Source organism: Nostoc sp. GT001 (assembly GCF_030382115.1).
Lineage (GTDB): Bacteria > Cyanobacteriota > Cyanobacteriia > Cyanobacteriales > Nostocaceae > Nostoc.
This window is the reverse complement of the sequence record NZ_JAUDRJ010000003.1, coordinates 4,410,107-4,428,474: the sequence shown is the minus strand read 5'-3', so window position 1 is coordinate 4,428,474 and position 18,368 is coordinate 4,410,107. Positions and strand designations below refer to the sequence as shown.

Sequence of the window (18,368 nt, the reverse complement as noted above, 5' to 3'; positions counted from 1 at the left end):
TTCGCAGGATGATTAAGATATAGGTATTTGACCTGACGGGTGTCGATACTCATGGTGCAAGACCAGATTTTGCTGAATGATTGGCATGTAATAGCGCGATCGCAAGACCTCCAACCTGGAACAGTTCTGCACAAGCGTTTATTAGGCTCAAATATAGTGCTTTGGCATAATGGCGACAAAGTTTTAGCTTGGCAAGACGTTTGCCCTCATCGTGGTGCCCGTCTTTCTCTAGGATATGTTAATAAAGAGACTCTTGTTTGTCCTTACCACGGTTTAGCCTTTAATAGCGAGGGAAAATGTGTACAAGTTCCCGCTAATCCCGAACAATCGCCCCCCGCCCAAGCTTGTGTTAAAACTTACCAAATTCAAGAGCGTTACGATCTGCTTTGGGTTTGTTTAGGGACACCAAAACAAGACATAGCTCCGTTTTCTGAGTGGTACGATCCAGTCTATCAGAAGATTTTCTGTGGCCCTTACTACTATCACTCTAGCCCTCTGCGGGTGCTGGAAAATTTCATCGATCCGGCACACTTCCCAATTATGCATTCGGGATTATTTGCCCACGCCAGTCATCCTGAGTTGACGCACTATGAATTAGAGTCTCTTCCAGATGGGATTAGTTTCAAATGTGGTTTGTGGGAACTAGATTTTAATTCCGGTAATCCTCTTTCTGCACCACTGATTTTCAACACTTACGATTACCGTATTTTTCGTCCGCTAGTGGCATATTTTAAACTTGGGCCTGGAGATCATCGTTTAAATATTTTCTATACAATTACGCCAGTCGATGAAGATGAGTGCGTGGTGCAATATTGGTTAATGGTAAACAGTGTCCGCGAACTAAAAGTGGAAGTGTATCTAGATATTCAAAATCAAATTGCTAGTCAAGATATCGCCATTGTCGAGTCCCAGCAGCCCCGACGCTTACCTTTAGATTTGCAATCAGAAGTACATTTACCGAGCGATCGCTATTCTATAGCATACCGGAAGTGGCTCAAACAACAGGGTGTTACTTTCGGCACTATTTAAAACTTGACGATGCTTATCATTATGATTAAGAAAAGATTTCGATAAAATTGATTTAGAAACCAACCCCCTGAAAGAGTTGAAAAAACGGTAGATTGTTAATTCCTCTACCGTTTTTTATGTATGTTGAATGCGGTACTGAAAAGTCAAGTAAAATTTTTACTTGCTTTCGTATCAAGGTGAATTTTGGGTATTTATTGATCCACAGGTGCTAATTTTAAAGGATACAATGGCTCAGATCCATTTAATTGCCAAATTCTAAATACCAAAACAGCAGCTACAGTTAACCACACACAAGAAAATGATAAAGTCATTCCTGCTATAGGATTAGTTTGCCAATAAATTGCCGTCACCACTATAGCAGATAACCAAGGGCCTAAAATAACTACAGGTACAGCAGCACCTAATCTCCGTTCGACAGTAAAAATCGTATTCCAAGTATCCCCTAAAGCCAGATGTACCACAAACAAAATTAAAGGCAGCACTAAAAACTGGTGATTCATTTGCTGCCAAACCAATACAGAAGAAATTACCCGCAAAACGGCAATTATCATCCAAACTATGGGAAATACTAAAGGTGGAGGCGACCATCTTGGTCTGATTACCTGGTCATAGGTCTGACGAGAACGAGTATTATCTAAAAGAGAAAAAATTCGAGAACGGATACTTAATAGAGCAAAAAATAATCCAGTCAATAAAGTGCTAACCCAACTGGGAAAAGAAGAATTGTTATCAATGAACATTACTAATTTTTCCATTCCCAGTAACACGAGACTCATGACTAATATTTGTAGGATAGTCCCTAGTGTATAAGCTAAAACTGCTCTGATATCTAGTTCTTGTGTAGTAGCAATTGATGTGTTTAGAGACTGTTGTTGATTCCCAGGTTTTACCCCCATCACTGTATTAACAAACTGTTCAACTATTCCACTATTCTTGGATTTATTCATAATTAACAGATGGCGCGTAGTTAGTAATTAGTATTAATAAGTCATTATATGATATTCTAATAGTTAAAAATAATTTGGTTAGGCTCTTTTAACATCAGAGTTTATAAGTTCCGAATCTAATGTACAGTCTCTCATAACTGATATTGAGGAAAAAACGTGGAATTTCAGAAGTTATTGTATATTTTTACTCTAGTAAATATTGCTACATTTGCTCTGAGTGTACCTGTATTTGCTCAAATCGCGCAGACTCCCTTTAATTCTGCACAGTCAAGTTGTCGTGCAACTAAAGTAAATACTCCAATTTTCAAAGAACCTTCAACATCATCCCATGCTATCAGAATATTGTCGGCTAAAACAAGAGTTACTTTAGCATATATCCCCGTTAGTGGAGATAGATTTGTCAGAATTAAAGCTCCAACTTCAGGGTTTATTCAAACTGCTGCGCTGAGGTTTTGTCAGCCGAATAACAACGCTCAAAATGTATCGAGTAAACCTACTATTGGCAGTGTATGTCGGCAACTTGTACGACAGGAAACTATACGTCGCCAACCAAGTACAAAAGAACCTTTTATTACAACACTTTCTCCAAATACAGTTGTGTTTGTGAACTTGGTTACAGGTAATATAGTTAAGTCATATAAATCTGAAAATTACATTTGGGTAGAAATCGACCTTTCCAGAAGTTTCCCTGGAGAGTTATCTGGTAATGGTTGGATGGTTAATACTGACTTAGTGAATACTCCTGGATTAAGCAGTCTGGCTTATTGTAGTTAAGTATCTGTATCTAGGCATAAATAAATTTATTGTTTGTAGTAAGGACTTTAGTCTTGATAATCCTTGCTCTAAGCGATAAATCGCTCACTACAAACTAGGAGTTTATTTTATATTTAATTATGTCTACCTACTTCAATACCTTAGCCAAAATAAGAGGATGAGGAGAGAGGGCCGATGTAGTAGAGTTATTGTCTCTCACAACGACAACTCAAAAACTACAATCAGCCCATGTCCGATATCTTATCACTGCTACAATGCTTGCTACCGCAGATAAACGCTACGACGATGCGGCAATTGAACCAGATAATCCTGGCTATGTTAGCGATGAGCGGACGAGTCACGATGTTGGGAATTTCCCGTTGGGCAGGCATTGGTGGTAGTTATCGGACGATGTTGCGGTTTTTTCATACAGTAATACCTTGGGCTACATTGTTTTGGCTATTTTTCCGCAAGCATTTGTTCCGTGCGAATGAGGTATATTTGCTTGCAGGAGATGAAGTTGTAGTCAGTAAATCGGGTAAAAAGACTTATGGATTAGATAGATTCTTTTCTAGCCTAGCCAATAAACCGATATCAGGATTATCTTTCTTTGTATTATCATTAGTGAGTGTTGAACAGAGGCACTCGTTTCCGATTCAGATAGAACAGGTAATAAAGAAAGATACTCAAACAAAAAGTACCTCGACAATCGAAAAACCAAACAAAAAAGAAAAGCGTGGGCGTGGACGACCAAAAGGAAGTAAAAACAAAAATAAAAAGGAAGTGATATTAACATCTGAATTAATACTAATTCAGAAAATGATTGGTTCACTATTCAAGTTATTAGCTAACTCTATTTCCCTCACCTACTTGGTAGTAGATGGTCATTTTGGTAACAACAATGCTTTGCAGATGGCACGTCTTGTCAACTTGCAGATAATTTCCAAATTGCGCCATGATTCAGCATTATACTTCCCTTATGAAAATCCTGACTCCAGTAAGCGCTCTCGTCGTAAATACGGTGATAAGCTAGACTATCGTAATATACCTGACAAATACTTATGTAAAAGTGCTATTGAGGATGATATTCAAACTGATATTTATCAAGCCACTCTTATTCACAAAGAATTTGCCCAAGCTCTCAATGTAGTGATTTTGGTCAAAACCAATCTTAAAACTAATGCTTGCAGCCATGTAATTATTTTTTCTAGCGACCTAACTCTGTCATTTGAAAAAATTATCGACTATTACAAACTCCGTTTCCAAATCGAGTTTAATTTTAGGGATGCCAAGCAGTTTTGGGGATTGGAAGATTTTATGAACCTGAGCCAAACTGCCGTGACTAATGCTTCTAATTTAGCATTTTTTATGGTCAATTTATCCCACCATCTTCTCGCTGATTTCCAGCAACTCAATCCCGGTTCTGGCATTATTGACCTTAAGGCTTACCATCGTGGTTTTCGATATGTTCGTGAAATGTTAAAAATGCTTCCCGAAATCCCTGAGCCTATTTTATTAACCCAGATTTTTGCCAAGCTTACTTCTTTAGGACGTATTCATCCCGTTTCCACTGGCGTTGAACCCTCGTAAATTGGCAGAGGTATTGCCTACTTAGTAGCTTATTTCGCTTAATATATCCACCTGGCATGAGTTTCTCCTGACTGTCTAATCGGTATATTTAAGCTCATGGACTAAGAATTTTGTTAGGATTCAAGCTTTCAAATTTGTTTTATATACCAATCAGACAGTCAGATATTCTAAACCCTTAATCTTAACGTCTATTGTCCGCTTCTACCCTAATCCTCTCGCGGGGACAGCGCCAATTTGCACCACTCGCACCACCAAGACCAACGTTTGTGCAACCTTGGGCTTCCATTGCATCGTCTGAGACATTCTCAGGCTTGTAGAATCGCCAACGACCTTTATCATCCGGTCCTGACTCTGCTCTGAGTTGCCGTGTAGAGGCTCCGTAACGATAATCGCGATTCCGAGAATCATCATCATCGTAGCGAGAATCACGACTACGAGAATCACCATCCGCTTCTACCCTAATCCTCTCGCGAGGACAGCGCCAATTTGCACCACTCGCACCACCAACACCAACGTTAGTACAACCTTGGGCTTGCATTGCATCCTCTGAGACATCGTTAGGCTTATAGAATCGCCAACGACCTTTATCATCCGGTCCTGACTCTGCTCTGAGTTGCCGTGTAGAGGCTCCGTAACGATAATCGCGATTCCGAGAATCATCATCATCGTAGCGAGAATCACGACTACGGGAATCACCATCCGCTTCTACCCTAATCCTCTCGCGAGGACAGCGCCAATTTGCACCACTCGCACCACCAACACCAACGTTAGTACAACCTTGGGCTTGCATTGCATCGTCTGAGACATCGTTAGGCTTATAGAATCGCCAACGACCTTTATCATCCGGCCCTGACTCCGCTCTGAGTTGCCGTGTTTGTGATATCAGCAAAGGAGTAGTAGTGGGTTTAATTTTTTGTTGTGCAAAAACTGATGAATGTTCCGTAGTAATGGAAGCTATACTCAAGAGGATGCCACAAGCAGCAAAAGTCACTAATTGAGACAATCTACTTATCTTGGTAAAATGCAACATCAACATAAGTTACTCTGATTGTTGGAAATATTATCTGTCCTGCGGGCAAGGGATAAGACAGAGGGCAGAAGGGAAGAAAAAATTTTTAATGTATGCCTTTTTGCCTTGCCCAAATTTACTTTAATACCTGCACTAAATCAAATTATTTAGTGGTCTTTAATTACAGTTTGTTTAAATGCCTGTAATTACTTTTTACCTTCTGCTTTCTTCAAGAAGTTAAATAATAGTAGTAGGATAAACCACATTTTAGTTGAATTTGTTTAAAATATATATAAAGCAAAAAGCCGTAATAAACCGAAACTTTTTGACGTATTGAACTTCTTTCTGAATGCTTTTTTTCGTTTGATTGAAGCGATCGCTGATATCCTTGAGATTGTCTAGAGTTGTTGCTAAATTTGGGATGCTAACTTCAAACGGAATAGTTTCTTCAGCCCGTTTTCCTGCTTTGGCAATACCCAGTGGCTTTTCTCCAGAAGGATAACCCCAAGGTATCAAACTAGTGGGTCGATACTTAGAAGAATCAGAAATAATAGCGGTGGGCTATGTCTACGAATAAGCAACCCTTGCCCGTAAAGCTCCCAACTTAAATGCTACTATTGCCACATTCAAAAATCTCAATCAGGCAGTGCCAAAGAAGTATGAGCTTCTGATATTCAGTTGGGCAATAGTTCTCTATGGTTATACTCTCGTTTAATCGCTTGCAGCGTCTAACAATTCGGTTTGTGCTAATCATTGTGGTGACGATCGCAATGGTGTTTGGCTGGGGTGCGATCGCCCACAGTCAACTGGCCTCATCACCCACCGCCGCTTCTAACGATCCGCACAAACCCCCTAAAGGCGTCACCCGTCTCGGTGAATATGAAATTGCCAACGTGAATTCACCACTAGACAAAATCCTTTTATTTAAGGTTGTCTCTCCCACTGTTTTTAATCGCGACCAACCCCCGGAGGGAAGTCTTCCTGTGGAAGTACGTGCTGAAGAAATTACGCAACGGCTGATGCGAGCGCTCGATAGAGCCGACAAAGCCAAAGAAACTCCCATAATTTCTGTTGCCACCCTGAATAACCGCCTAATCCTCCAGCTCAATGACGATCAAACGACCCGTTCTTTAAGGCTGGTGACAGTGACAGAGCCAGATGCTGACTACTATGGGAAAACACTGGAGGAATTGTCCCAGGAGTGGCAAAAAATATTACAAGCAGAAGTGGAACGCATCGAGCGACTCTTCTCACCTAAGGTATTGTCTCAACGGGTTGGGCAGGCAATACAAATCAGCATCGGCTTGGTGTTGGGCAGTGTTGTGTTATGGTTCCTGCGGCGAACTCTAATTCGCAAACAAACGATATTGCAAGCTCGTTATCAAGAGCATATGGCTGAGGCAAAAGAGGCTGCGGTCAAACGCTCTCAGGCAGAAACATCGGCCAATATTCAAGCAATCGACACCAGCGAACCAGAGGCACACACCATCGCCCATCAGCGATCGCAATTTCTAAAAATCATCCAGCGACAGTTCACTCTCAAGCGCCAACTGGGGATCTATTCTTTTCTCACCTTGCTACTGTTTTGGGCGTTTATTCTCGTATGGTACATCGGGATTGTGGTCATCATGTCTCGCGTCCCCTACCTGATGAGATGGTGGAGTGATGCTTTAGCGCGTCCCCTGGCGCTGCTGATTATTTGGTTTTTCATCAGTGTTGTCATTCGTATTGGCAAAAGCTTAATTGACTACATCACCGATGTCTGGACAACCCATCCCTCTCTCCCTTTGAGTGAAACTCAACGGATTGCCCTGCGAGCTGCAACAGTTTCCGGGGCACTAAAAGGATTAATCGCTTTTGTTTTCATTACCTTCGGGATCTTGCGGACTCTAGACATTTTTAATGTACCCACTAGTTCAATTTTGGCAGGGGGTGCTGTTATCGGTATTGCAATTTCCCTTGGTTCTCAAAGTTTAATGAAAGATTTGGTCAATGGCTGCTTGATTTTGATGGAGGATCAATTTGCTGTGGGAGATGTGATTGAGATTGGGAATAAAAGCGGACTGGTGGAAAATCTCAACCTGCGCGTGACTCAACTACGCAATGGCGAAGGTCAGTTAATTACCATTCCTAATAGCAATATCACTGATGTCAACAACTTAACCCGCCTTTGGTCGCGGGTAGACTTTTCTATTGTGGTGGCCTATGAAAACGACCCGAAGTATGTTTTAGAAATTCTCAGGCAAGTATCCCAGGAATTGTATAACGAACCAGAATGGCGCGATCGCTTACCAGAATTGCCTGAAGTGCTGGGGATTGATGACCTCTCCCACACAGGAATGTTAGTCCGCGTCTGGATTAAAACGGCACCGATGGAACAATGGAATGTTGGGCGAGAGTTCCGTTTAAGGGTGCGGCTAGCCTTTGAAGCAAACAATATCCAGATTGGCAGACCGCAACGGATCAGTTACAACACTGATTTGGGATGAACTGAGTTTAAACGGTTCTTCTTCCATTCCCAACTACTTCAAGCAATCCAGTTACCAAGATTTGCTCAACCAGTTACAATCTCTAGATGAAACGGGTATCTTAAGCTTGTGAATTTTCAAACCTCTCTTTTATGCCTTCAAATGAGCTTGTAGGATCATTTACATTAACAGCAAATCCCGGTGTTGGTATTTCCACATCGTTTTACTTATGTTATTGACGCTGGTCATATCGTGCAGGTAGGTAATTTTTCAGAATTGATTGCCCAATCAGGGTTATTTGCCAGACTGGTAGCCCAACAGTTAGAAGGGGAGCTTTAGTTCTGCTTCAGCCTCGGTATGAGGGCACTTGAGCATTAGCAATTTATCTCTGCGGCAAAGGTGGCTTTTTTAGGCGCAGATAGCTAAAGAGAGCGAATGTGTTTAATACTTTACTCCCGTTCAAAGACAAAAATAATGGAAATCGGTTTATTTGTCTTGGGATCGGATGGCTCATATAAATTTAGCAATCGGTAATTCAAAGTCTGAAATTCGTTGATCCATGATTCCAGGGTTCTGAAATACCAAGGAGTAGGGTAAAAGGGTTGATCCGCATTTGGTTGCCATGAAGTTTCGCGCCACCCATTGGAATATGTAGAGTCACCACAAGCAATTATCGGGTGAAGTGTTTGAATGATTATTTTGCCCTTGTCCTCTAACAGGCTATGACCCGCCTTAGCGATCTCATCAAGAGCGCATTCGCCTAGAATTGAAAAGTTGCAGATCAAGCAAGAGAAATAGTTAATGGTGCTAAATCTTTGTGATGTAAGATCCGAGTACGAACAGACAACAAAGCGAGAATCACCACTATCTTTTGCTGTCTCAATAAGATCGGTGCAAAAATCAACACCCCAGCCATCAATTCCTAAAGAAAAAAGCTGTCGAGACAACCATCCCTCGCCGCATCCAATATCTAAGAATGTTCTTGGATTAAGTTGAGTTATCACTTTAAGTATAGCGGCATCTGTGGCGATCGCACGGCTTTCAATTTGTTGATTACGAATTGCTTGTGTCCATAATTTAGCATTCATCTGCCATGAGTCAAGGATTCGTTTTTCATTCTCGTCCATACAACACCGCTCAAATAGCACGAACAATCTTCTCCTTTAAAACATAAGCGATAATGCAGCCAGATGCAGGATTTACACTATTTCTAAGAATCGCAGTTGTAACTCATGCCTAGACATGATTACACCAATTCTTTAGGTTCTCTTGATTGGCGATACTCAGTTCGTGAAGCCCTAAAACTCTCAAGCAAGGTTCTGTTTGACAATCCCACTGCTACCCAAAATTTAGAAGCATTCATCAAACAGGCGATCGCTGCAAGAAGTTAAAGAAAGTATATTTTGACTTTAACTGAAAAATAAGTAAGTATTAACATTGATATTCAAAGGCTATGAAAGTCGAAAATGAAACGTCCAAATCGCCTTGCTTGGATGGGAGCGATCGCACTCGCTGCGATCGTTTTACTTAGTTTGTTCGCGGCTCCCAATAATACTAAAATTAACGCTGGCTCTACTTATAACGATAACTCTGATGGCTATGGTGCTTGGTATGCTTTTATGCAACAACAGGGAATTTCTATTAAGCGCTGGCAAAAGCCTTTTAGTGATATTCAGCCAGAGAACAGCCCAGTTACCTTCCTACAAGTAGGCGGCTATCCCAGAGAAACCACACTGGATAGTCAAGAGCGGGAATGGGTAGAAAAAGGAAATACTTTGGTAATTTTGGGTGCAAAGGCGCGGGTTACAGAAGCGGAGTTTAGCACTATGCAAAAATCTCCTGAAGGTGATATTAAAATTGATACACGTAGACGATATAAAAAAGCTAACTCCCAGCAAGTTAATTTAGGCGATCGCTTTGGTGCTGTTGTCTGGAAAGAAAATTACAAAAAAGGAAAGGTGATTTTTTCTACCACTCCTTATTTAGCCGCCAACGCTTACCAAGATTATTTAAGTAATTTCAAGTATTTAGCTAGTTTGGTTACTGAAAAAAGTAACACAGTCTTTGTCGATGAATACATCCACGGCTATAAAGATGCCGATGTCAGAAAGAAAGAAAACGAAGGAGATTTATCTAGCTTTTTTGCCAAAACTCCTTTACTTCCAATCTTGATACAGGTAGGTATCCTGCTATTAGTGCTAGTTTGGGCGCAGAATCGCCGCTTTGGTAAACCAGTAGCTTTAGATACACCAGTTGTAGATAATAGCGAAGCATACATCCAAGCTTTAGCCGGGGTGTTGCAGAAAGCTGATACCACCGACTTTGTTGTTGAAATGGTGGGTAAACAAGAACAACTACAACTCCAAAAAGCCTTGGGATTAGGGCAAGTACTTTTAGAACGTCAAGCCTTGATCGATTTCTGGATGGAAAAAACAGGCGCAAGTGCAGCAGAACTAGATGCAGTTTTAAAGCTACAATCTCGCAAAAAACCCATCAGTGAACGAGACCTGTTAAGCTGGTTGGGGAAATGGCGAACCATTAGATTAATTCGTAATACTTCTCTACGAGAGGCTGCACTTCGACTACGCTCTGTTACCACGCCAACGGCTACGCGGTAGTTGAGCGCAGTCGAAACTCAGTACAAGTTCGTAATTCATAATTCGTAATTATTTTTGCGAAATTGTACTCTGCGTTGGTTATTTATCAATAAAAAATATGAGTGAAACACATCCTATCTTAATTCGGCTTGGTCAAGGTCTTAATCAAGTAATTGTCGGACAATCTAGCTTAATACAGCAACTCTTAGTAGCACTGCTAGCGGGTGGGCACGTAATTTTAGAAGGAGTACCGGGAACTGGGAAAACCCTTTTAGTAAAGGTGCTAGCGCAGTTAATTCAAGGGGATTTTCGCCGGATTCAATTAACACCAGATGTTTTACCTTCAGATATTACTGGTACTAATATTTTTGACTTGAATAGCCGCAATTTCACTTTGAAAAAAGGGCCAATATTTACTGAAGTATTGCTAGCGGACGAAATCAACCGTACTCCGCCCAAAACACAAGCGGCGCTGCTAGAAGCGATGGAGGAGATGCAGGTAACACTGGATGGTGAAAGTTTGCCTTTACCAGATTTATTTTGGGTAATTGCGACACAAAATCCCCTGGAATTTGAGGGTACTTATCCTTTACCAGAGGCACAGTTAGACAGATTTTTATTTAAGCTGGTAGTAGATTACCCCGATAAAGCTGCTGAAAAGCAAATGTTACTCAATCGTCAGGCGGGTTTTGCCGCACGACGTTTGGATATTAGCCGTTTGAAACCAATCGCAACAGTAGCCGACATTTTGCAAGCACGACAAGCAGTCAAAGAAGTTAAAGTATCAGAAGCGATCGTTGATTATTTGTTGGCATTGGTGACAATATCGCGTCAATATCCTGATTTGACTTTGGGTGCATCACCTCGCGCTACTGGTGCTTGGTTGCAGACATCTCAAGCCATAGCATGGTTAGCGGGAAGGGATTTTGTAACACCAGATGATGTAAAAGCAGTTGCATCACCGTTGCTACGTCATCGTCTCATATTGAAACCAGAAGCGATGCTGGATGGTTTACAAATGGACGCAGTAATTGCGTCGGTAATTAATCAAGTACCAGTTCCAAGGTGAAAATTTCAAAGTCCCTCTCCCAAACTTGGGAGAGGGATTTAGGGTGAGGGCTTTTGGCAATTTTTAGATGAAAGGGCGGTTAAAAGCCACATTTTACAGAAGCGAAGTTGTTTCACTAAGACATAGCGATCGCCATCACAACATTACTGATAAAATATGCAAAATGCGAGAACTTTACCCAGCGATCGAGCCTTACTTAGAAGGTAGTTTACAGGTTTCCGACCTTCATACTATCCATTTTGAAGAATCAGGAAACCCGCAAGGTCAACCCATCGTTTTGCTGCATGGGGGGCCTGGTGGTGGATGTCCAGCTTTTTATCGGCAATATTTCCACCCAGAAAAATGGCGGTTAGTCATGTTTGACCAGCGCGGTTGTGGTCAAAGTACGCCCCATGCTGAATTACGAGAAAATACCACTTGGGATTTAGTCAGTGATATCGAAAAACTGCGCCAACATTTAGGTATAGAAAAGTGGGCTGTCTTCGGTGGTAGTTGGGGTAGCACTTTATCATTAGCCTACAGTCAAACCCATCCCTCTCGATGCACAGCATTAATTCTCCGTGGGATCTTCATGCTGAGACAAAAAGAATTGTGCTGGTTTTACCAAGAGGGTGCTAGCTATATTTTTCCTGATGCTTGGGAAGAATATCTCAAACCGATTCCCATAGATGAACGTGACGATCTGATCGCAGCATACTACAAACGCTTGACCAATCCAGATTTAGAAATTCAATTAACAGCAGCGCGTGCTTGGTCAATTTGGGAAGGTAGTACCAGTAGACTGTTTTTAGACCCAGAACTTATGCAAAAGTTTGGCGAGAGTGAATTTGCTTCAGCTTTTGCTCGGATTGAATGCCATTACTTTATGAATAAGGGATTTTTGGAAACAGAAGATCAATTACTGTTAAATGTAGACCGTATCCGCCATATTCCGGCTGTAATTGTTCAGGGACGCTATGATGTAGTCTGCCCAATGATATCAGCTTGGGAATTACATCGGGCTTGGCCGGAAGCGGAATTTATAGTGGTTCCTGATGCCGGACACTCGATGAGTGAACCAGGAATTCGTAGTGCTTTGATTGAGGCAACAGATAATATTTAATTTGGTTGAATATTGAATTTAGATGTTTTTCTGAGTCACTCGATTTTAGATTTTCATTTTAATCCAAAATCTAAAATCTAAAATTGTTCGGTCAGTTAAAGATGCAATTGTTAGTTTCCAAACATCTAAGAAATTGCACGCTGATGGAATTGTCGGTATAAAAAATTGGATAGCTTTACTATAGATTTAAGTAAGTGGGCGTGAATAGACAAAGTTTTTTAGTAAGGCTTGGAGTGTTTGACTGCAACCCTTTAATTGATTTTATATTGCATAATATAGTTTGATTTATTCTGTCCACTAATTAACATCGTAATGAACAAAATTGGGATTTTACCTGGAAAAAACCTTTAAGGATTCGTTTGAGTGAATTAAACTTAACCCGCCTGATAGCTTTATTCACTTCTACCCACTGCCGTTTTCTTTTACTTGCTTCTGGATAATCTTCACTCAGCATATCGACTGATAGTAAATACATCTTGACACAGTAAATTTTGCCTTGTTTGCGGTACTTGTAAGTTCCCAGTTCATTTCCATCTACTTGCCCAATTATCCCTGCTTCTTCCCACGCCTCTTTAGCTGCGGAATCAGGCGGACTCATGCCATTAGGGATATCTCCTTTCGGAATCACCCAGTGTTGAAAGTCACGGGTTGTAATTAGCAAGATTTCAACTTTACCATTGTTCACTCTGTAAGGAATCACCCCAGACTGTTTCAACACTTTGCTGGCTTTTCGACTCATATAATTTACATCCTGTACTAACTAGCTTTTTTGTACAATGCTTACTTCAGAAAGTCTAGAGCTAATACCGGATAAATTTTGGTTAATTTTAAGTTATGAAAAGATTAAAAACAGATTTTTTTTATAAGAGTTAATTATTCAAAAAATTTCTAGCATTAGTGTTTGAGCGGGTAATGATGGTTTTAATTCCGCAGTTACGTTAGGAATAAGAATTAAATAACATCGACTTTTGTAGGTTGGGTTGAGGCACGAAACCCAACATCTCTGGGGCGTTGGGTTTCGCAGACTCAACCCAACCTACACAGGTTATTAAATCCACGATCCTTATGTTCAACTAACTGTAATAACTGTTCCCGTACTCTCATTGGCTAATCTATCCACTGCACACACGGCATAGGTTCCCGCTTGTTGGACGGTAGCGAAGGTTGTGCCAGCAGACAAAATTCGCACAATTGTCCAAGTATCGCCACTCAGCCGATAAAGTGTCCAGGAACGAACTGGCTGATTATCTCCAGGCTGCCAACTCAGTTTGCGGTTATTGACTTGTAATCCAATGGGTGGAGATGGTGGTGTTGTATCCTGCCAAGGCAAAGTTGGCGGTAGCGCAGGTTTGTTATACAGCAAACTTTGGAATTTATCAGCAATGCCCTGACTATTTTCTGTCAAAACACCGACATTAAAAAAGATATTCCCTAGTGATAACTGTGCAGCTTGACTACGAGTAACTATCACCTGCTTTTCAATCTCATCACTCTCCCGACTCTTGTTGCTTGGTTCTGTCAGATTGTTGCCAGCGTAAACGTGTCTTTGTTTTGTGTTTACTTGTGTCCACCACTTTAGTAACGCTGAATAACTTTGTTGTGGTTGGTCTGTGCGCCAGTAAAGTTGAGGAGCGATATAATCAATCCAGCCTTCTTCTAACCATTTCTTTGAGTCAGCATACAGCACATTGTAAGCATCTAATCCAGTAATACCAGCGGGTTGGCCGGGGCGATAAATTCCAAAGGGACTAATACCAAATTTAACGTCGGTTTTGGTTGTTTTAATTCCTTGCCAAAGCCGCTGTACCATTTTGTTAACATTGTCTCGTCGCCAGTCGCCAAGGCTGAGTGTACCACCAGCTGCTTTATATGCAGCGTAGGTTTTATCATCGGGGAAAGGTTGTCCCTCGATGGGATATGGATAGAAATAATCATCTAAGTGAATGCCATCAACATCGTAGCGCTTCACTACATCGAGAATTACGTTATACGCCCTATCCTGAACTATTTTTAGTCCTGGGTCCATCCAGCGTTGAGTTTTCCACAAATAAACGCTTTCTGGATTGGTAGCTGCGATGTGGGGACGGACTGTTTTTGCTGGGTCGGTGGAGGTGCTAGCGCGGTAAGGGTTAAACCAAGCATGGAGTTCAATATTGCGCTTATGACATTCTGCGATCGCAAACGCTAAAGGATCATAAAATGGTTCTGGTGCTTTCCCTTGAGTTCCTGTAATCCAAGCACTCCAAGGCTCTAATTGAGATTCATATAAAGCGTCTCCCTCCGGTCGCACCTGGAAAATCAGAGCATTGAAGTTTAACGCTTGTAATTTAGTAATAATTTCGGTAAGTTCTGCTTTTTGTTGAGCAACAGAAAGTCCTGCTTTGGAAGGCCAATCACCATTCCACACAGATACTATCCATGCCCCCCGGAATTCCCGGCTATGATTTACCCTAACACTACCGATAGGTGTGGGTGTTGGAGTTGGAATTGGTATTGGAGTTGGAATTGGTGTTGGTGTTGGTGTCGGTGTTGGTGTTGGAGTTGGCGTTGGTGTTGGAGTTGGAGTTGGTGTCGGTGTCGGCGTTAATATTGGCGGCTGTACTAGGTAACTAGAGGCAATTTTTTCTGCCTGACCTAAATACACCAAAGCTTGATAAATAATCACTGCCACATCTGCACGAGTAGCTGCGAGATTAGAATTGAGTAATTTAATATTTGGAAAACTAACCACCAATCCAGCGCTGGTGGCAATAGCTACGTGGTTTCTACCATACTCAGGAATCTGAACAGAATCCTGATAAATTTGTGAGAGTTTTGAGAGGAGTTCAGGTTTTATCTCGGTAGCAATTTCTAAGCCTGCTACCAAGGAAACTAAGACTTCTACTCTAGTAATTCGGTTAGCGTAACGGAAAGTTTTATCAGGAAACCCGCTAATAAATGCTTTTTCGTAAGCTGTTTTGATGGCTGCTGCTGCCCAATAATTTGTGGGTACATCAACAAAGGGAACATACTGCCGCTTCTTGGAAACTGTCCCAAATGCTTTGGCGATAATAGCGGCAAATTCAGCACGGGTAAGTGAATTATCAGGGCGATAAGTGCCATTAGGCAACCCACTGACAATACCGCGTTGGGCTAAGGCTGTAATAAATGAGCGTGCCCAATGGTTTTGAATATCCGAGAAGGGAGTAGCAATAGATACCATTGTTGATTGCAGCTAGCTGGCCTGATTTGATTTCCTTAGTTAATTTAGCAATTTTGTTGGCGGATCGCTGCTGCAATATCTTGTAAACTTTTTTGGGTATTGGGTGCTGGGGATTAAGCATTCAGAAAACTTTTCTTTAGTCCCCATTCTCCAATCCCTATTGCACACTTAAGGTAGAACGCCCATTCAACGCCAGCATCACGCGTGAAATGCCGCTAAAAATAATGCTGACACCAACTAATGTCCCAATTAGCCAAGGCGCATTGAAGGGCCACTGGAACCAAATCATTGCACCTAACACGAGGGTAATAATGCCATTAGTTAATATCCACGTCCAGTTTTGTTGTGGACGCAACTTAAATGCCAGAATTAACTCGAATGTGCCTTCAGTCAACAAAAATGTGCCAAGTAACAGAGTCAGTGTCAAAACACCCGTATAAGGGTAAACAAACAGCATGATGCCGGTGGCAATATAAAGCCCGCTCAAAAGAAGTTTCCAAAGAAAACCTCCTCGTTCGCGGGTTTGCGTGGCATAAACTAGTTTTGTAAATCCGGCGAAAATCAAAATTGCTGCAATCCAAGTTTCGGCGAATATGGTGGTGAAGTTAGGGGCTGCGATCGCAATAACCCCTAAAATACTCAAAAGAACACCTGTTATCAGTGACCCATTCACATTTTTGTTAGTATCTCTAGAAATATCGGTTGTCATAAAAATCCTTTTCCTATTCTTAGACTAAACTCTACATTTAGGTTAGGGAATTTCTAAGTAACAGAGTATGAACCCTACGATAGACTCTTCAGTATTAACTTAATTCTAATAGTGACTAAAATCTATCACTCTTGAGACACTAAACAAATCATCTCATGATAAATCTATTGTCTGTAAGTAATCATTATAAGAGTCTTGCAAGACTGCTAAGGCGTTCATAAACAGAGATGAGACGATCTCCTTCAAGTTCAACAGAAGTATTTGGATAATTTTGAATAGCTCCAATTAGTGTAACTTCACCATTTTGTTGAATAGATGTACTTAAAGCGCTTCGCAATGCCTCCTGATTTAGTTCTCCTCCTGGAGGATGAACTACCTCACCAATTTGGTTAACTAAAATTGGCCCAGCCCAACTAGCTAGTAAGCTATTTAAAAAGGCAGCATCAGCTTTTATTGGTGCTTTCAGTGCCTTACGAGCTACTGCGGGATCTTGTTGCGCCGCCTGTAAATAAGCTCTTAATGTTGGAGTAGTTTCGCCAGTTTCTGTAAACTGAGTTAATTCTTCAACCGATATTTGCCCCTGAAAAGTACCATACTTTAAAACAACTTGCTCGGCAGCATTAGCATTAGTAGTTGAAAATAGAACGATAGCGCCTAAGCCTAAAGCTACTGTCTGAGTGAGTAACTTACTAAATTTTTTATTGTTTAAGCGACTGAAAAGTTGAGAAATCTGCATTTTGTTAAACTTGATAATGGTATGGAGCAGATATAGACAAAAAATGCCTATATCGTTAGTATTAAACCTTTTCATTAGGCGAAGCCGCATGAGGTAGTATTGATTTATCTTCGTCTAAAGTTGGTGCAGGTACGCCCAAATGCTTCCTTGCAGTTTCTTCAGCAAGCTTTCGGTCTTGTTCGTTCTCGAACTGATTCTCATCTAACAAATGAGGATTTTTTGCTGCTTCGTCTCGGCTTGGTCGATAACCATTTTTCCACCTGTACTTCCAGTCCATAATTTAAAAGGCAGATATCCTGCAATTTGATTTCCTAGTTCTTTATAGTAGACGCTGAATGGAAAGTGATACTCCTGCTATGGGTTGAAGAGGCTCATTCATAGGGTATAATTTTAACATTTTATGGTAAAAATACTTTACTGCGTAAAATTTAATACTTTAATACGTAAATAACAAGTCATGAGTAGCGATCGCAAAATAACTATTGTCATGACGATCTGCGATCGCTACTGGTGTTACATAAAATTTTACAGTTGCAAGGATTTATTTGATTTTATATTTTCATTCAAAAATAGATATGATAAATATTATTTTAGATATTGCCCAAACACATAATCAGACAATTATGCTTAAAGAACAGATTACACAAGAACTAGAAAAATTACCTGAACCTCTGTTACAGGAAATTTTAGATTTTGTTCAATTCTTACAAGCAAAGTACCAAAAAGATAAAATTTTAGAAATCACCATTATGAGTGAATCATCACTGCAAAAAGATTGGTTAAAACCAGAGGAAGATACAGCATGGCAGGATTTGTAAAAGGAGATGTTGTTATTGTTCCATTTCCCTTTTCAGACTTAACTCAGACAAAACGCAGACCTGCTTTAGTTATTGCTACACTTCAGGGTAATGACCTGATTCTTTGCCAAATTACTAGCCAATTTGTTGGCGATATCTATGCTATTGAAGTGGACAATAGTGATTTTAACTTTGGGAGTTTAAATCAGCCAAGTAATATTCGACCAAATCGCATTTTTACTGCCGATAAACAAATTATCTTATATCAAGCAGGTCAAATAAAATCTGAAAAATTAACAGAGGTGATTAATAAAATTATTGAAATTATACAGTACTCAAGCCTGTAGTTATATCGATTAT

The 18,368-nt window shown here is 40.8% G+C and carries 20 protein-coding genes; 11 read left to right on the top strand and 9 right to left on the bottom strand.

Annotated features, from left to right (window positions below; all coding sequences use genetic code 11):
- Positions 1–51: 51 nt before the first annotated feature.
- Positions 52–1,029, top strand: a complete 978-nt coding sequence (locus QUD05_RS21680; protein ID WP_289797875.1) for an aromatic ring-hydroxylating dioxygenase subunit alpha — start codon at positions 52–54, stop codon at positions 1,027–1,029.
- A gap of 191 nt (positions 1,030–1,220) precedes the next feature.
- Here the strand turns inward: QUD05_RS21680 and QUD05_RS21675 are convergent, their stop codons facing one another.
- Complete coding sequence (locus QUD05_RS21675) at positions 1,221–1,976, bottom strand: TspO/MBR family protein (protein ID WP_289797874.1); 756 nt, start codon at positions 1,974–1,976, stop codon at positions 1,221–1,223.
- Between the two features lie 156 nt (positions 1,977–2,132).
- Between QUD05_RS21675 and QUD05_RS21670 the strand changes: the two genes are divergently transcribed.
- Positions 2,133–2,750: a hypothetical protein gene (locus QUD05_RS21670; RefSeq protein WP_289797873.1), complete on the top strand. Its 618-nt coding sequence runs from the start codon at positions 2,133–2,135 to the stop codon at positions 2,748–2,750.
- 228 nt (positions 2,751–2,978) lie between these two features.
- On the top strand, positions 2,979–4,319 hold the full coding sequence (locus tag QUD05_RS21665; RefSeq protein ID WP_289794346.1) for a transposase: 1,341 nt from the start codon (positions 2,979–2,981) through the stop codon (positions 4,317–4,319).
- 181 nt (positions 4,320–4,500) lie between these two features.
- Here QUD05_RS21665 and QUD05_RS21660 read toward each other — a convergent pair whose 3' ends face one another.
- On the bottom strand, positions 4,501–5,322 hold the full coding sequence (locus QUD05_RS21660) for a hypothetical protein (protein WP_289797872.1): 822 nt from the start codon (positions 5,320–5,322) through the stop codon (positions 4,501–4,503).
- Positions 5,323–5,595: 273 nt separating this feature from the next.
- Complete coding sequence (locus tag QUD05_RS21655) at positions 5,596–5,844, bottom strand: hypothetical protein (protein ID WP_289797871.1); 249 nt, start codon at positions 5,842–5,844, stop codon at positions 5,596–5,598.
- A gap of 179 nt (positions 5,845–6,023) precedes the next feature.
- On the opposite strand from QUD05_RS21655, the gene QUD05_RS21650 reads away from it, so the two are divergent.
- Together QUD05_RS21650 and QUD05_RS21645 are read left to right on the top strand one after the other, a co-directional pair.
- On the top strand, positions 6,024–7,817 hold the full coding sequence (locus QUD05_RS21650) for a mechanosensitive ion channel domain-containing protein (protein WP_289797870.1): 1,794 nt from the start codon (positions 6,024–6,026) through the stop codon (positions 7,815–7,817).
- Positions 7,818–7,997: 180 nt separating this feature from the next.
- Positions 7,998–8,135, top strand: a complete 138-nt coding sequence (locus QUD05_RS21645) for a hypothetical protein (RefSeq protein WP_289797869.1) — start codon at positions 7,998–8,000, stop codon at positions 8,133–8,135.
- 110 nt (positions 8,136–8,245) lie between these two features.
- Here QUD05_RS21645 and QUD05_RS21640 read toward each other — a convergent pair whose 3' ends face one another.
- On the bottom strand, positions 8,246–8,923 hold the full coding sequence (locus tag QUD05_RS21640; RefSeq protein WP_289797868.1) for a class I SAM-dependent methyltransferase: 678 nt from the start codon (positions 8,921–8,923) through the stop codon (positions 8,246–8,248).
- Positions 8,924–9,028: 105 nt separating this feature from the next.
- Here QUD05_RS21640 and QUD05_RS21635 point away from each other — a divergent pair, with 105 nt between their 5' ends.
- From QUD05_RS21635 to pip, 4 genes are all read left to right on the top strand, one after another.
- The gene (locus QUD05_RS21635; protein ID WP_289797867.1) at positions 9,029–9,187 is read left to right on the top strand and encodes a hypothetical protein; all 159 of its coding nucleotides are present in this window, start codon (positions 9,029–9,031) and stop codon (positions 9,185–9,187) included.
- Positions 9,188–9,262: 75 nt separating this feature from the next.
- Entirely contained in the window at positions 9,263–10,414 is a 1,152-nt protein-coding gene (locus QUD05_RS21630) for a DUF4350 domain-containing protein (RefSeq protein ID WP_289797866.1), read from the top strand.
- Positions 10,415–10,511: 97 nt separating this feature from the next.
- Complete coding sequence (locus QUD05_RS21625) at positions 10,512–11,462, top strand: AAA family ATPase (RefSeq protein ID WP_289797865.1); 951 nt, start codon at positions 10,512–10,514, stop codon at positions 11,460–11,462.
- Positions 11,463–11,625: 163 nt separating this feature from the next.
- Positions 11,626–12,564: a prolyl aminopeptidase gene (pip, locus tag QUD05_RS21620; protein ID WP_289800040.1), complete on the top strand. Its 939-nt coding sequence runs from the start codon at positions 11,626–11,628 to the stop codon at positions 12,562–12,564.
- A gap of 301 nt (positions 12,565–12,865) precedes the next feature.
- Here pip and QUD05_RS21615 read toward each other — a convergent pair whose 3' ends face one another.
- The 5 genes from QUD05_RS21615 to QUD05_RS21595 all read right to left on the bottom strand — a co-directional run bounded on the left by QUD05_RS21615 (position 12,866) and on the right by QUD05_RS21595 (position 17,488).
- A complete protein-coding gene (locus QUD05_RS21615) occupies positions 12,866–13,303 on the bottom strand; it encodes an NUDIX hydrolase (protein ID WP_289797864.1) in 438 nt (145 codons plus the stop codon).
- A 330-nt stretch (positions 13,304–13,633) separates the two neighbouring features.
- On the bottom strand, positions 13,634–15,766 hold the full coding sequence (locus tag QUD05_RS21610) for a glycoside hydrolase family 10-like protein (RefSeq protein WP_289797863.1): 2,133 nt from the start codon (positions 15,764–15,766) through the stop codon (positions 13,634–13,636).
- Between the two features lie 157 nt (positions 15,767–15,923).
- Complete coding sequence (locus QUD05_RS21605; RefSeq protein WP_289797862.1) at positions 15,924–16,475, bottom strand: HdeD family acid-resistance protein; 552 nt, start codon at positions 16,473–16,475, stop codon at positions 15,924–15,926.
- Between the two features lie 184 nt (positions 16,476–16,659).
- Entirely contained in the window at positions 16,660–17,211 is a 552-nt protein-coding gene (locus QUD05_RS21600) for an alpha/beta hydrolase (RefSeq protein ID WP_289797861.1), read from the bottom strand.
- A 61-nt stretch (positions 17,212–17,272) separates the two neighbouring features.
- A complete protein-coding gene (locus QUD05_RS21595; RefSeq protein WP_289797860.1) occupies positions 17,273–17,488 on the bottom strand; it encodes a bromodomain-containing protein in 216 nt (71 codons plus the stop codon).
- Between the two features lie 298 nt (positions 17,489–17,786).
- Between QUD05_RS21595 and QUD05_RS21590 the strand changes: the two genes are divergently transcribed.
- Together QUD05_RS21590 and QUD05_RS21585 are read left to right on the top strand one after the other, a co-directional pair.
- On the top strand, positions 17,787–18,029 hold the full coding sequence (locus tag QUD05_RS21590) for a DUF2281 domain-containing protein (protein ID WP_257236308.1): 243 nt from the start codon (positions 17,787–17,789) through the stop codon (positions 18,027–18,029).
- A complete protein-coding gene (locus QUD05_RS21585; protein WP_289797859.1) occupies positions 18,014–18,355 on the top strand; it encodes a type II toxin-antitoxin system PemK/MazF family toxin in 342 nt (113 codons plus the stop codon). Before QUD05_RS21590 ends, QUD05_RS21585 begins: the two co-directional genes overlap by 16 nt.
- The last annotated feature ends 13 nt before the right edge of the window (positions 18,356–18,368 follow it).

Coding starts and splice junctions, on each gene's coding strand:
- QUD05_RS21680 (WP_289797875.1), top strand. CDS start 52: ATGGTGCAAGACCAGATTTTGCTGAATGATTGGCATGTAATAGCGCGA.
- QUD05_RS21675 (WP_289797874.1), bottom strand. CDS start 1,976: ATGAATAAATCCAAGAATAGTGGAATAGTTGAACAGTTTGTTAATACA.
- QUD05_RS21665 (WP_289794346.1), top strand. CDS start 2,979: ATGTCCGATATCTTATCACTGCTACAATGCTTGCTACCGCAGATAAAC.
- QUD05_RS21650 (WP_289797870.1), top strand. CDS start 6,024: ATGGTTATACTCTCGTTTAATCGCTTGCAGCGTCTAACAATTCGGTTT.
- QUD05_RS21640 (WP_289797868.1), bottom strand. CDS start 8,923: ATGGACGAGAATGAAAAACGAATCCTTGACTCATGGCAGATGAATGCT.
- QUD05_RS21635 (WP_289797867.1), top strand. CDS start 9,029: ATGCCTAGACATGATTACACCAATTCTTTAGGTTCTCTTGATTGGCGA.
- QUD05_RS21630 (WP_289797866.1), top strand. CDS start 9,263: ATGAAACGTCCAAATCGCCTTGCTTGGATGGGAGCGATCGCACTCGCT.
- QUD05_RS21625 (WP_289797865.1), top strand. CDS start 10,512: ATGAGTGAAACACATCCTATCTTAATTCGGCTTGGTCAAGGTCTTAAT.
- pip (WP_289800040.1), top strand. CDS start 11,626: ATGCGAGAACTTTACCCAGCGATCGAGCCTTACTTAGAAGGTAGTTTA.
- QUD05_RS21615 (WP_289797864.1), bottom strand. CDS start 13,303: ATGAGTCGAAAAGCCAGCAAAGTGTTGAAACAGTCTGGGGTGATTCCT.
- QUD05_RS21610 (WP_289797863.1), bottom strand. CDS start 15,766: ATGGTATCTATTGCTACTCCCTTCTCGGATATTCAAAACCATTGGGCA.
- QUD05_RS21605 (WP_289797862.1), bottom strand. CDS start 16,475: ATGACAACCGATATTTCTAGAGATACTAACAAAAATGTGAATGGGTCA.
- QUD05_RS21600 (WP_289797861.1), bottom strand. CDS start 17,211: ATGCAGATTTCTCAACTTTTCAGTCGCTTAAACAATAAAAAATTTAGT.
- QUD05_RS21595 (WP_289797860.1), bottom strand. CDS start 17,488: ATGGACTGGAAGTACAGGTGGAAAAATGGTTATCGACCAAGCCGAGAC.
- QUD05_RS21590 (WP_257236308.1), top strand. CDS start 17,787: ATGATAAATATTATTTTAGATATTGCCCAAACACATAATCAGACAATT.
- QUD05_RS21585 (WP_289797859.1), top strand. CDS start 18,014: ATGGCAGGATTTGTAAAAGGAGATGTTGTTATTGTTCCATTTCCCTTT.